Source organism: Bhargavaea ullalensis, assembly GCF_042432615.1.
Lineage (GTDB): Bacteria > Bacillota > Bacilli > Bacillales_A > Planococcaceae > Bhargavaea > Bhargavaea ullalensis.
Genome location: NZ_JBHLWY010000042.1, coordinates 35,821 through 48,549, shown reverse-complemented (window position 1 = coordinate 48,549; position 12,729 = coordinate 35,821). Strand labels below are relative to the sequence as shown.

14 protein-coding genes are annotated in these 12,729 nt (G+C 55.8%); 1 reads left to right on the top strand and 13 read right to left on the bottom strand.

The window, feature by feature from the left end; genetic code table 11:
* Positions 1-82 precede the first annotated feature (82 nt).
* A complete protein-coding gene (locus tag ACFFIY_RS10305) occupies positions 83-1,462 on the top strand; it encodes an MATE family efflux transporter (protein ID WP_354195488.1) in 1,380 nt (459 codons plus the stop codon).
* 76 nt (positions 1,463-1,538) lie between these two features.
* Here the strand turns inward: ACFFIY_RS10305 and ACFFIY_RS10300 are convergent, their stop codons facing one another.
* The 13 genes from ACFFIY_RS10300 to ACFFIY_RS10240 form a co-directional block, all read right to left on the bottom strand.
* Positions 1,539-2,633 (bottom strand): Ger(x)C family spore germination protein, encoded by a 1,095-nt coding sequence (locus tag ACFFIY_RS10300; RefSeq protein ID WP_354195490.1) that lies wholly within the window; start codon positions 2,631-2,633, stop codon positions 1,539-1,541.
* Positions 2,630-3,661, bottom strand: coding sequence for a GerAB/ArcD/ProY family transporter (locus ACFFIY_RS10295; RefSeq protein WP_354195492.1), 1,032 nt, complete (start codon positions 3,659-3,661; stop codon positions 2,630-2,632). Before ACFFIY_RS10295 ends, ACFFIY_RS10300 begins: the two co-directional genes overlap by 4 nt.
* Positions 3,658-5,061 (bottom strand): spore germination protein, encoded by a 1,404-nt coding sequence (locus ACFFIY_RS10290; RefSeq protein WP_354195494.1) that lies wholly within the window; start codon positions 5,059-5,061, stop codon positions 3,658-3,660. The genes ACFFIY_RS10295 and ACFFIY_RS10290 overlap by 4 nt, the downstream gene beginning before the upstream one ends.
* A 335-nt stretch (positions 5,062-5,396) precedes the next feature.
* Entirely contained in the window at positions 5,397-6,293 is an 897-nt protein-coding gene (locus ACFFIY_RS10285; RefSeq protein WP_354195496.1) for a CAP domain-containing protein, read from the bottom strand.
* A 181-nt stretch (positions 6,294-6,474) separates the two neighbouring features.
* On the bottom strand, positions 6,475-6,723 hold the full coding sequence (gene yoyC / locus ACFFIY_RS10280; RefSeq protein WP_354195498.1) for a protein YoyC: 249 nt from the start codon (positions 6,721-6,723) through the stop codon (positions 6,475-6,477).
* Complete coding sequence (locus ACFFIY_RS10275; protein WP_354195500.1) at positions 6,716-7,615, bottom strand: CobW family GTP-binding protein; 900 nt, start codon at positions 7,613-7,615, stop codon at positions 6,716-6,718. The genes yoyC and ACFFIY_RS10275 overlap by 8 nt, the downstream gene beginning before the upstream one ends.
* Positions 7,616-7,670: 55 nt before the next feature.
* Positions 7,671-9,164 (bottom strand): lmo1851 family serine protease, encoded by a 1,494-nt coding sequence (locus ACFFIY_RS10270; protein WP_354195502.1) that lies wholly within the window; start codon positions 9,162-9,164, stop codon positions 7,671-7,673.
* A gap of 90 nt (positions 9,165-9,254) precedes the next feature.
* Positions 9,255-9,959, bottom strand: a complete 705-nt coding sequence (gene deoD, locus ACFFIY_RS10265) for a purine-nucleoside phosphorylase (protein WP_354195504.1) — start codon at positions 9,957-9,959, stop codon at positions 9,255-9,257.
* 94 nt (positions 9,960-10,053) lie between these two features.
* Positions 10,054-10,272, bottom strand: a complete 219-nt coding sequence (locus tag ACFFIY_RS10260) for a YozE family protein (RefSeq protein WP_354195506.1) — start codon at positions 10,270-10,272, stop codon at positions 10,054-10,056.
* 27 nt (positions 10,273-10,299) lie between these two features.
* Complete coding sequence (gene msrB, locus ACFFIY_RS10255) at positions 10,300-10,737, bottom strand: peptide-methionine (R)-S-oxide reductase MsrB (protein ID WP_354195508.1); 438 nt, start codon at positions 10,735-10,737, stop codon at positions 10,300-10,302.
* A gap of 2 nt (positions 10,738-10,739) precedes the next feature.
* Positions 10,740-11,267, bottom strand: coding sequence for a peptide-methionine (S)-S-oxide reductase MsrA (gene msrA, locus ACFFIY_RS10250; protein ID WP_354195510.1), 528 nt, complete (start codon positions 11,265-11,267; stop codon positions 10,740-10,742).
* 11 nt (positions 11,268-11,278) lie between these two features.
* Positions 11,279-11,854: a YpmS family protein gene (locus ACFFIY_RS10245; RefSeq protein WP_354195512.1), complete on the bottom strand. Its 576-nt coding sequence runs from the start codon at positions 11,852-11,854 to the stop codon at positions 11,279-11,281.
* Between the two features lie 14 nt (positions 11,855-11,868).
* Positions 11,869-12,678, bottom strand: a complete 810-nt coding sequence (locus ACFFIY_RS10240; protein ID WP_354195514.1) for an SGNH/GDSL hydrolase family protein — start codon at positions 12,676-12,678, stop codon at positions 11,869-11,871.
* Positions 12,679-12,729: the final 51 nt, after the last annotated feature.

Here is a 12,729-nt window from a genome sequence, read left to right as displayed (position 1 = left end):
TTCATATGAAAGCATTATCCAACGTAGCACGGATGAAAGCAAGCCATCATCTGTCCGCAACCAGCCGAAAGGAGGCCGCACATTGGCCGCAACAACTTCCATCAAAAGCAAGATCCCCGTCTTCGGGCGCATTGTCTTCCCGATCCTCGTCACCCAGGTGGCCATGTACATGATCACTTTTTTCGATATCCTCATGACGGGCCGCTATGACTCCATCCACCTCGCCGGCGTCACGATCGGCTCTTCTTTCTGGAACCCGGTGTACACCGGCCTTGCGGGCATCCTTCTGAGCGTTACGCCGATCGTCGCGCAGGCAATCGGAGCGAACCTGAAAAAAGAGGTCCGCCCGACCGTCCAGCAGGGCATTTATATCAGCATCGTCTTATCCGCCGCCGTGTTCATCATTCTCCAGCTCGTCATCCGTTTCGCGCTCGGCAATATGCCCGTCGAGCCGGAAGTGCGCGAAGTCGCGGGAAGCTATCTTTTCGCGATGAGCCTTGGTCTGCTTCCGCTGTTTGCCTACAATGTGGTCCGCTCGTTCATCGACGCACTGGCGGCCACACGGGTCACGATGTTGATCACCCTGCTGTCCGCGCCGATCAACATCCTGTTCAACTACCTGCTCATCTTCGGCAAGGGCGGTTTTCCGGAACTCGGCGGAGCCGGCGCGGGCGCGGCTTCCGCCATTACATACTGGCTTGTGTTTTTCATCGCCATCGGAGTCGTCCACCGCGGCCGCCCGTTTGCCGGGTACCGGCTGCTCGCCGGATGGCAGAAGCCTTCCTTCTCCAAGTGGAAGGAGATCATCTCGCTCGGCGTGCCGATCGGCATTTCCATCTTCACCGAGACGAGCATTTTCGCGGTCGTGACCTTGTTCATGAGCGCCTATACGACCGCCACGATCTCCGCACACCAGATCGCCCTGAATTTCACTTCGCTTCTTTATATGATTCCGCTCAGCCTGTCGATGGGGGCGACCATCCTCGTCGGCCAGGCAGCAGGCGCAGGCAAACGGAAAGACGCCGTCCAGTACAGCTGGCTCGGCGTCGCGATGGCCATCGTATTCAGCCTCGTCTCCATCCTCATTCTGGTGACGTTCCGCCACGGCATCGCCTCGCTTTACACTGATGACCCTGCGATCATCAAACTCGCCGTGCAGTTCTTCCTGTTCGCCGCGCTGTTCCAGCTGTCGGACGCCGTCCAGGCCCCCGTCCAGGGCGCGCTCCGCGGATACAAGGACGTCAACGTCACGTTCATCATGGCGATCATCTCCTACTGGGTGATCGGACTTCCGGTCGGATACGCACTGGCGAACTTCACGGATCTCGGGCCGTTCGGGTACTGGATCGGGCTCATCACCGGACTGACGGCGGGCGCAGTCACACTGTCCATCCGGCTGATCCTGCTTCAGCGCCGCTTCCTCACGACCGTCTCTGACAAGCGGACACGAACCAACGCTTAACCACGACATCCCATAGACCGCCCTGCCGTTTTTCATCAGGCAGGGCGGTCTTTTGTGCTTTGAAGTGATTCGCGGTTCAGTCGAGGATGCCCGTGCGGTCGATCCGGACTTCCGCTTCCACCCGTATGTCCAGTTCCGAGAACGTGTCGTGCCAGTCGCCTTTCTTCCATAGCCGCGGATGAAATGCCCGGACCCGTCTACCGACCCCGATCGCATCACTGCCCGCTTTTTGCAGCTTGTCCACCGTTTTTTCCATGTCCGCCTCCACCGCGTCCGTCAATTGCCGCTCCAGCTCATGGATCCGGTCTTTCTTCATGACGGGCCCCTGCGGGAACTCATCGATCTCCACACGGATCTTATACCGGAGACGGATTGCAGAATCTCCGATATCCCAGTTTTTCCGGGCCCCGATCAGCTCGATCGTCACAGGTACCGACTCGTCTCCCAGCTTGACCATATAAGTCTCTCTCAGAAACTTCCCGCTTTCATCCGTGAGCAGGTTCAGCATCTTTCCTTCGTTCGGGTCGAGATATTCCCCGGTGTAAGACTGTCCCCTGAACAGGGCGGTCCCCTTCAGTTCCGGCAGTCCGGATTCCCCGGCGATATGCAGAAGCGGCAGCGACAGATCCTTCCCCTCGTCAAAGAGGAGCATGCAGGTTTCCTGCAGATTATAATCCGAGGTGAGCGAGTATTCTTTGACCGTCGCCAGCATCTTGTTCAAGTAATCCGGCGCGTTTTTCGGAAGTCCCGGCGCCCCTTCCTCCCCGCCCATGTAAGGCTCGATTTCCTCCTGAACGAGGGCCACATGTGCCGCCAGACGGTTTTTGGGAGTCCGGAACAGGTTGTCCAGATGATCATAGAGCTGTCCTTTTGCCGATTCGTCCGAAATGAGGAGTACCTGAAGCTGCGAGATGTCCAGCACGTTGCTGACCCGCATGTTCACATTGTTTCTCGCATCGGAAAATGACCGGCCGCTCGCTTCGGAGGTCATGTATTCAATTTCCGAGTCCGTATACATCGGATAGGAAAAGTGGACCGTGACGTCATCTTCGCCCCCTCCGATGCCGATCAGGGTCACAATCTGCAGATCCTTGAAGTAAAGTTCATCCCAGCAACCTGAAAGCAAGGGGAGCGCCAGCAACAGCCAGACCGCAATGAGCATCCGTTTCATGGCCTCGTTTCCTCCTTCCGTTGTTTTCTCCGGTTAAAGAAAATGACGATCAACGGCAGGATGAAGGCAAACAGCAGATGAAAATAGGGAAACAGGATTGCGGCTATTGTGATCCGTTCCTTCACGGCCAGAAAAAGCGCGATCGCGACAAACGGGACACACAGGAAGGCGGCCAGCCGCGGCGGTTTTTTGATGTGGTTGAGGTCCATCAGCCGCATGATGGCAAATCCGTATATGCATAGCGTGACGATGGACCAGGCCATCCAGATGTAAATAAAGATCAGGTCGAGCCGCTCCACGAATGTGACATATTGGGATTTCAGAATATAGATGATCGGATGATTGACGATTTCAAACTCCTTGAGTGAGAAAAAGGCAAGCGGCACCACGAGCATGAACAGGAAAAACAAGTGCCAGAGCCCGCTGTAGACAATCAGCGACCGGTTTGTGAGCTTCCCTTTGGTAAAGGGTCTGAGCAGCAGATACAGCTCAATCCCGATAAACGGCATTTGGCTCGGCCCCATCCCCTTCAGCAATGTTTTCAGATCCGACTCGCCGACCGGGAACAGATTGGTCCAGACGAGACTCTTTACGGAAAAAAGCAGAAAGACGATGAAGATGATGATCAGGGGCATCATGATCACACCCAGGTTCACCGCGGTTGACGGCTTGGACACGGAAGCGGCATACAGGAGAATCGTGATCATCACAATCACGACGACGAGCGGCGTTTTCGGGAACGCCCACACATTCAGCGTGTAAACCGTATAGCTTGTAAAGCTTACCATCGTATAAAACCAGTACAGCCCATAAAGGATCGAGACGACCGGCGTCCAGCTGAATGAATGGTGAAATCGCTCAAACAGCCAGATATGCGGAAAATACAACAAACCGAGCGCCACAAGGACCCACCAGGCATCGCGGCCCAGCACTTCGATCATCCTCGTCTGGAAGGAGATGAACACGGTTCCGGTCTGGACGATGAACAGCATGAGAAACATCTGGACGGGCGCCATGCGGACTTTCATTTATCCCGCCCCTTTCTGAACTGAAAGGTGGGCTGCTGGCGGTCCGGCCGGAAAAAAGGCACCCGGAAAAAGATATCCTTGAAACGGGAAGGATCAAACGGGATGACCGGTGTCAGATAAGGTTGCTTGAGCGATGACAGATTCAGCAGGTGGATAAAGAGCAGCAGCGTACCGAATACCATGCCGAGGAACCCGAAGCTTGCCGCCAGGATCATGAATGGAAAACGCAGGATCCGCACAGCCATGTTCATCTCCGCGGACGGCACTACAAAACTCGCAATCGCGGTCATGGCCACCACGATGACCATCAGATTCGTCACGAGTCCCGAGCTGACAATGGCGTCCCCGATGACAATCCCGCCGACGATACCGACCGTCTGTCCGATCCGCTGCGGCAGCCGGACACTCGCTTCCCGGATCAGTTCAATGAACAGCTCCAGGATCAGCGCCTCGACCAGCGGCCGGTAAGGCACTTCCTTGAGAAGGTCCATGAGGTGCTTGCTCAGGTCCAGCGGAAGAATTTCTGAATGGAAACTCACAACCGATATGTAAAACGCCGGCAACAGGATCGCTACAAAAAAAGCCATTAGCCGGACCATCCGGTAAAAAGAGCCGACCACCACCCGGCTGTTGAAATCATCCGGCGACTCATAGAAGGCGAAAAAATTGACCGGGGCAATGAGGGCCGTCGGAGAACTGTCGGAAAACAGGACAACCTTTCCTTCCAGCAGGTTGTAGACAACCCGGTCCGGACGTTCCGTGTTCAGGAACTGCGGGAACGGGGAGAAAATCGTGTCTTCCAGGTAATCTTCCAGCTGCCCCGTGCTGTAAAACTCGCGGAACGGGATGTTTTGGAGACGCAGATCTACTTCAGCCACCACTTCCGGAGGGGCGGCTTTGTCCAGATACACGAGGTTGATCTGGCTGTTGGAGTTTTCCTGCTGGTAGCTGCGGACAACGAGGTCCGGACGTTGCATTTTCTTTCGGAGCAGACCGATGTTCCGGTTGAAATTTTCCACAAACCCGTTGTGCGCTCCTCTGACAACTTCTTCGTTTTTCGGTTCCTCCGGGGAGCGTTCCGGCACAGACAGCGCACTGATGCTGACCAGCAAATTGGAATCTGGAAACACCACCACCACGTTTCCGGTGCACACCTCCTTTAAGAGGCCTTCTTTGCTGAACGGATAGACGGTGGATGAAGTGCTGCCCCCCCACGATTCAATTTTGTTTTGAGCACCGGCTCCGATCAATGCAAGCTGGCGATCCGCCTCTGATGCATCAATCAAAGAGAGATAAAAACAGAGGAGCGCCTTTTCCCCGGCAACCTCGACTTCCTTGATCACAAAATCAGAGGAATTCATAAATAGGTTTTTGATGGTCTGTACGTTATGCGCATTCATCTTGTTCACTCCTCCCCGCCAGTATCGGCGGTTTGTCCGGAGAATATTCTCGGTTGACCCGGCAGAGGAAGCGGCTAGAATGCCATGCAGTCTTGCAAAAACAAACGCTTCGCCTGCAACAAAGGACCGGCCGCAAGACTCCCAAGCCTTCTGAAAGGGGATGACGGGCACCGCCCGGTTCTCTGTTCAGACGAGAAAGAGGAGAGACGGCTACCCGGAAAACGGGTGCCGCCTCTCCTCTTTCTTAATCTATCTTGAAAAACCGATGGTGTTTTAATGGCCTGCGGAACACAAAGTGCCCTGTTCCCGAAGAGCCGGCCCGTGGGGCACGGTCCTTACTTCTGAATGAACTGCTGCGTCCAGTAGTGGCCGTTCGCATCATAGCCGATGCCGATGTGTGTAAATCCGGGGGTCAGGATGTTCTGGCGGTGACCCGGGGAGTCCATCCAGGCTTTGACGACTTCTTCGGGAGAGCGCTGGCCCATGGCGATGTTTTCCGCCGCGGAGCGGTAGCTGATCCCGAGTGCCTTCATCCGGTCAAATGGGGAACCGAGTGTCGGGCTTGTATGCGAGAAGTAGTTGTTCTTGCTCATGTCGGCGGATTTTTCACGGGCGGCATCCATCAGTTTGGCGTCCGCTGCGAGCGGCTTGAGGCCCGCTTTTGTCCGTTCTGCGTTTGTCAGGTCGAGCACTTGTTGTTCAAAGGCGCTGAGTCCGGCGTTCTGGCCTGCAGCCGGTTTTTCCGGTGCGGTCTGTTCCGGCTGCTGCGGCTTGGCAGGAGGCTGGGCAGACGGCTGTTCGGTCGCTCCCGGAGCCTGCGGATTGGCCTGCGGCTGATCGGAAGGTTTTTCCGTATCCGGCTTTTGTGCCGGATTTTGCGTTTCCGGTTTCTGTGTTTCCGGTTTCTCCGGTTTTGGGGCTTCCGGTTTCTGTGCTTCCGGTTTCGGAGTTTCCGGCTGCTGGACGTGCTGATCACCAGTCACCGGCGGTTGGACGGATGGACGGCTGTTGGAATTCAGGATTTGCTGGATCAGTTTATTCAAGTCCAGCTCGTTCCATTTGCCGCCTTCCCAACGGATCGGCTGGCCATGGATGATGGCCTTGTAAGCGGTTCCCTCCACCTGGACTTTGACGGGCTGAGCGGAGTCGACCTCCGGTTGAGAAGCTTCTGCAGTAACTGCCGGCAACAGGAGTGCCGTGCTCATTGCGATGATTGAAAGCGATTTTTTCATCTGCTTATTCCTCCCTTCCGCCATATCGTACATGCCGGATGGGACGTGATTCCTGCCAAAGATTGGTGGGATGACCAGCTGCTTCTTCAAGACTATGAAACAGGCGGGTCGGCCGCACTTTCAGAGGAAAGTTCCGGCAACCCGCCTGCTTATTTCATGTTTCATCCTGTTGACAGCCTTCTCAAAGGGCCGATCGGAACGCTTCCATGAGCAGCGCCTTTTGCTCTGCCGACAAAGAGGATGCCGAAATCCTTTGTTCGATCTCCGCAAGTTTTTCCGTCCGCTTTTTGCGGAGCCGGGGGTGTGTGCGCAGGTCGTCGAGATCATCGGAGATTTCACGGATTGCCTGATCGTCCGTCCTCACCGCACCTGCAGAAGACCGTCCCTGCCAAAAGCGGCGGTACGCCTCCGCGAGCGCATGGTTAGACATGGCTGTTCCCGGGTACCTCAAGCGCCCCGGGATTTTCCCCGATGATGACCAGGTTGCCCGGCATGTTCATGGACTCGGGAATCCATTGAACCATCCCGTAGGCATACTGGAACAGCGACGGGTAACGGTGTCCCTCCAGCCGGACATATCCTTTCATCCGGTAAATCGTATCCGGCAGGGATTTCACCCATGCTTCAAAGGCTTCCCGCTCGACCGGCTCATCCATCGACACGAGGCGCGAGGAGATCGGCAGTTGTTTTCCGATGGCGGCCTGTTGCACGGGTGCGCGCCTGCCTCCCTTTGCCACTTTCCGAAGATAGTCAAGCGGCACTTTCCCGTTCACCGTCTCGAGGATCGGCGCTTCCGGGTTCATGGCCTGCATTTCAGCGGCAGACGATGACCGTTCCGCATCCGTCAGCAGATCGGATTTATTGAGCAGAATGACTGATGCATGACGGATCTGTTCAAGAAACAGCATCCTGACCTGCGGTGACATGGAGTTTCTCCCGAGCCAGCGGCGTCCGTCCGCCACCGTGACAATGCCCCGGATATCGAGCGCATCCCCGAACAGGGGTGAATGGATCGAGTCAAGCGCTTCGACGGGATGGGCAGCGCCCGTCGTCTCGATGAAGATGATGTCCACCTGCTCATGCAGGAGCGCCTGCACCTGCGCTTCCGTCTTTTCCGAACCGGTGCAGCAGATGCAGCCGTCGAGGATCTCCCGGAGCGGCACGTCGCCGTCGACGGCTGCCGAGTCAAAGGCCAGCTGCCCGAGTTCATTCATGATCACGCCCGGCTTCAGCCCTTCCTCTTTTGCCTGCCGGATGGCATGGGTGAGGAGCGAGGTCTTCCCGCTTCCGAGAAACCCGCTGAAAATATAAACTTCCGTCATGTTCCTTCATCCTTTCCGACAAAAAAGCGGAATCCGGTTGGATCCCGCTTTTTGTTCATTTCAATTGTTCACGGACGAGTTCTGCGGCTTTTTTCAGCTGCGGGTCGTCAGTTTTGATCTTCTCGCGGAGCTTGTCCATGAGAGCGTAGGTCGTGTCGCCCGACAGGACTCCGTCCGCTTCAATGCCTTCATCCTTCTGAAGGCTCTTGACGGCTTCCTCCGTCTGTTCGTCGAAGATGCCGTCCGCTTTGCCGGGATCATACCCGACCGCTTCAAGCATTTCCTCCGCTGCCAGGACGGTCATTGAAGTGGTTCCTTCCTCCATTGAGGTTTCAGGATTGATGTACGGCAGTTTGGCGTATTCTGGCTGGTCAACCGGGAAGTCAGGCTCGATGCCTTTTTCGTGGATCCAGTTGCCGTCCGGCGTCAGCCACTTGGACGTGGTCAGTTTCAAGTTCGAACCGTCCTTGAACTGGCGAGGCGTCTGGACCGTCCCTTTGCCGAAGGAGTGCTCGCCGACGCTCTTGATCCCGGCCGATTCCTTCATGGCGCCGGTCAGGATTTCGGATGCGGAGGCGCTCCCGCCGTCGATCATGAGCACAACCGGTGTTTTGATCTTCCGGCCGGACTTTGCATAATAGATCTCCGGTTTTTTCCCTTTGTCTTCGATCTGGAACAGGGGCTTCCCTTCCTCGACAAACAGGTTGGAAATATCGATCGCGCTGTTCAGAAGACCGCCCGGGTTTTGCCGGACGTCCACGATCATGCCTTCCATGCCGTCTTTTTCCATGTCGTCGATCGCATCCAGAAGCTCCTTGTACGTGTTTTCGGAGAAACTGGAGATTTGGATATGAGCGACCTGATTATCGAGCATTTCCGCATAAACCGTTTCGATTGGAATCACGTCGCGCACGACGGTGACGTCAATCGGCTCGTCCATGCCGGCCCGCTGGATCTTAAGCTTGACGCTCGTCCCTTTCTCTCCGCGGATCATCAGGACGGCTTCCGAGGAACTGACGCCCTGCAGGCTTTTCCCGTCCACTTCCAGGATGACGTCATCGGGCTGAAGATGGGCTTTTTCAGCCGGCGAGTTTTTGATCGGGGAGACGATCACGATGTGGCTGTTGCGCTCTTGGATTTCCGCTCCGATCCCTTCGAAGCTGGAGGAGATGCTTTCGTTGAGATGTTCCGCCTCCACCTCATCCAGATAATCCGAGTACGGATCTTTCAGGGAATCGATCATCCCGTTGATCGCCCCGTTGACGAGTTCTTCGTCGGTGATGTCTTCGTAGTAGTCCTTTTTCACCGCGTCGTATGCGTCGAACAGTTTTTTGAACTGCGTCCGGTCCGTCTGCGGCGACACCACTTCGACGACCTTGTCATCGCCGACCGTCAGCGCAAAAAAGGTCACTCCGGCAGTGGCGAGGATGAGGCCGAATGCCATCATGAGAAGCACGAACGGCTTGATCTTGACGTATCTCCGGCCTCCGGGATCCGGCTGTTTTTCAGGCGGTTGTTGCGTGTTCTGGTCCTTTTCGTTTTCGTCCATCTGGTTCACCACTTTCATCCGGTGGCCCGGCGGATGCCGGGCCGGCAGGCAGAAAAGACCGCCACCGGCCCGATGGCAGTCATGCCGCGCTTAGTCCTGAATTGCCGCGTCGAGTGCGACTTCGATCATTTCGTTGAATGTCGTCTGGCGTTCTTCGGAAGACGTCGCTTCGCCGGTCAGGATGTGGTCGCTCACCGTCAGTACGGACAGTGCCTGGCGACCCATCTTGGCGGCCAGCGTGTAAAGGGCGGCCGTCTCCATTTCAACGGCGAGAACGCCGAACGAAGCCCATTTTTCGTGATCGGAATCGTCGCTGTAGAACAGGTCTTCCGTGAACACGTTGCCGACCTGCAGATGAAGCCCTTTTTCTTTTCCTGCCTGGTACGCCTTCAAGAGCAGATCGAAGTCGGCGGTCGGTGCAAAGTCGATGCCTTTGAAGATGATTTCGTTCATCTTCGAGTTGGTCGAGGCGCTCTGCGCAAGAATCACATCGCGGACTTTCACGTCTTTCTGGATCGCACCGCATGTGCCGACGCGGATGAGCTTTTGAACATCATACTCCTGCATGAGTTCGGTGATGTAAATGGAGATGGACGGGACGCCCATCCCGGTTCCCTGCACCGAAACACGCTTTCCTTTGTAAGTGCCCGTGTAGCCGAACATATTCCGGACTTCATTGTAGCATGTGGCATCTTCAAGGAATGTCTCCGCAATATACTTTGCGCGGAGCGGATCACCCGGCAAGAGAATCGTATCGGCGATTTCGCCTTTTTTCGCACCAATGTGTACACTCATCGATATAACCCCGCTTTCACAAATTCTTTTCCATCATATCGCGTTTCCGCGCCTTCCGCAACGCCGAGGCAGGCGCTCCATAAGAACGCCTGCCTCAGTCTGATTCCGTATATTCTTCCCAAAGCGAGTCAAAAAGTGCCGACGGCATCTCCGGATCCGCACGCTCTTCCAAGTAGCGCGAGAGCGGGTCGAATGCCGTTTCCGTCTTCGGGAACTCGTGGTCAAGAAACGCCGCATCCGCAAAAGAAGACCTCGGATCATCTTTCGGCCCGCCGCGGTGTGTCATGAGGTACTGGTAAAAGGTCCTCCTCACGAGGAAGTCACCGCCTGTTCCGGCGCTTTATTCGTCAAACAGCGCTGCATATTCCCCATATCCTTCCTCATTGAGCCGGTCTTTTGGAACGAACCGAAGCGCGGCGGAATTGATGCAGTAACGAAGACCGCCCGCTTCCTGAGGCCCGTCCGGGAACACATGGCCGAGGTGGGAGTCGGCCGTCTTGCTGCGCACTTCGGTCCGCCTCATGCCAAAGCTCGTGTCAAAATGCTCGGTCACTTCTTTTTTCTCGATCGGCTTCGTAAAGCTCGGCCAGCCGCAGCCCGCGTCGTATTTGTCCGTCGAAGAAAACAGGGGTTCCCCCGATACGACGTCCACGTAGATGCCGTCATCGTAATGGGCGTCATATTCGTTTTGGAACGGTGGCTCGGTCCCGTTTTCCTGTGTGACGCTATACTGCATCGGCGTCAGTTTCTGACGGAGTTCTTCTTTGTCCCGTTTCATGTTCATTTCTCCTTCCATGAGGTTTCCTGAAATGCTTTTCGGCCGGAACCTTCAAAGTACCGGTTGTAGTGTGCCGGGTTTTTCAAATAATAGTCCTGATGTTCTTCTTCCGCCGGATAAAACGGCTTCGCAGGAAGGATCTCCACGGCGACCGCCTCGTTGAACCGTCCCGATTTCTCCAGTTCCTCCTTGGACGCTTCGGCGATGCGGCACTGCTCATCCGAATGGAAAAAGATGGCCGGCCGGTAAGAGGATCCTCTGTCGTAGAACTGCCCCCCCGCATCGGTCGGATCGATCTGGCGCCAGAACAGATCGACCAGCTCCCTGAAGGAGATCGCATCGGGGTCAAACGTGATTTGAACGGCTTCGTAGTGCCCGGTCCGGTCAGAACAGACCTGGGCGTAGGTCGGATTCGGGACATGCCCTCCCGTGTATCCGGACACGACCGCTGTCACGCCCTCATATTTATGAAATGGTTTCACCATGCACCAGAAACAGCCGCCGGCGAATGTCGCTTTTTCTTCTGCCATTTGTATCCCTCCTATTTTCTCGGGATCAGAATCTCCAGCTCGATGTCATCGTTTGCCAGATCTACTTTTTTCGCTTTCACCTTCACATTTCCCGAAACCGGAAGGCGGCTCAGATCGATGAACAGCTCTTCCTCTTTCGGGCGGACAATCATCCATCCCGGAAGATCCACCGTATCTCCCAGCAGTTTCAGCACAGTCGACGGAGGAATGTTCAGATTTCCGACCTCCACCGATTTCTGTTTCAGCAGGAGGTTCCCGTCTTCCATCACTTCCGGATCAAAATGCATGATGACCGGCAGCTGGACCGCAAATACGGTCAGCTCCGAAACGAGCAGCACATCATCTTCGATGACGAGGTCGACCGGGATCCGGTTGCTGCCGATTGCCTGCGCGATGTAAGTGTTGGCGATGCCCTGCAGGTCTTCTTTTGTCGCGGTCACCGTCAGATGATCCGCTTCCTTCCCCACAGCCTGGGCCGACGGGATATCCACCGACGGCACCGGCCGGCTGATCCACACGGCCAGCGCAATCACCCCGGTGACGATCAGCGCCGCAAGCAGGAAGAAGGCGATTTTCCACTTATTCAACCGGCTTCATCTCCTCAAAACTCCAATTCCCCTCCGGACAGCTCATTCAAACCGCAATCGGCAAGGGTTTCCTCAATTCTCTTCGTCATCCGATCGTATCCTTTCGCGTTCGGATGAAAAAAATCCGTATGGTAGATCAGATCTTCATTGGTCACAAATAAATCATCGACGGGCACAAAGCAGGCTCTCCCGTCCGCCGCCGCAGCGTCTTCAATCACTTCGTTCCATTCTTCTATGATGCCGTCCATCTCGCTTGCTTCATCGGTGACGACGGTCAGCGGATTATAAAGCCCGACCATGACGAGCACCGCATCGGGATTTGCACGCCGGATCATGAACAGCGAAGAAGCGAGACGCTCCGTGAACGGGTCGATCTCTTTGTGGAAAGGATCCGGCTTCAGGTCGAAGAAGTTGCTTTTCACGACCTTCATGACATCATTCCCGCCAATCGTCAAAGTGATCAGATCCGCTTTTTGGATCTCCTCCTGCACATCATCCCGTTTCAGCTGGGCAACGAGCTGGTCGCTTCTCCTGCCCCTTTTCGCCAGGTTTTCGATCCTGACTTCCTTTACGCCTTTCCATGTATCCATTTCCACCGCCAGCCTGCCGGCATAGCCGCCTTTCTTCCGTTCATCGCCCACTCCCTGCGTGAGCGAATCCCCGAGACCGACCAGCGTCACGATGCGGGGGACAAACGTTCTCGGTATGTCGTAGTCGTCGAAACCGAGCGGAGGTGCCGCGCTGAAGTCCCCGTGCAGGCCCCCCGCTCCGCACCCGGCAAGAAGGATGGCGGCAAGGAACAGTGTGGCAATCCCCTTTCTCATCTCTCTCGCTCCCCTATTTGAATTTAAAAACGGCGGGGATGCAGGCCCCCG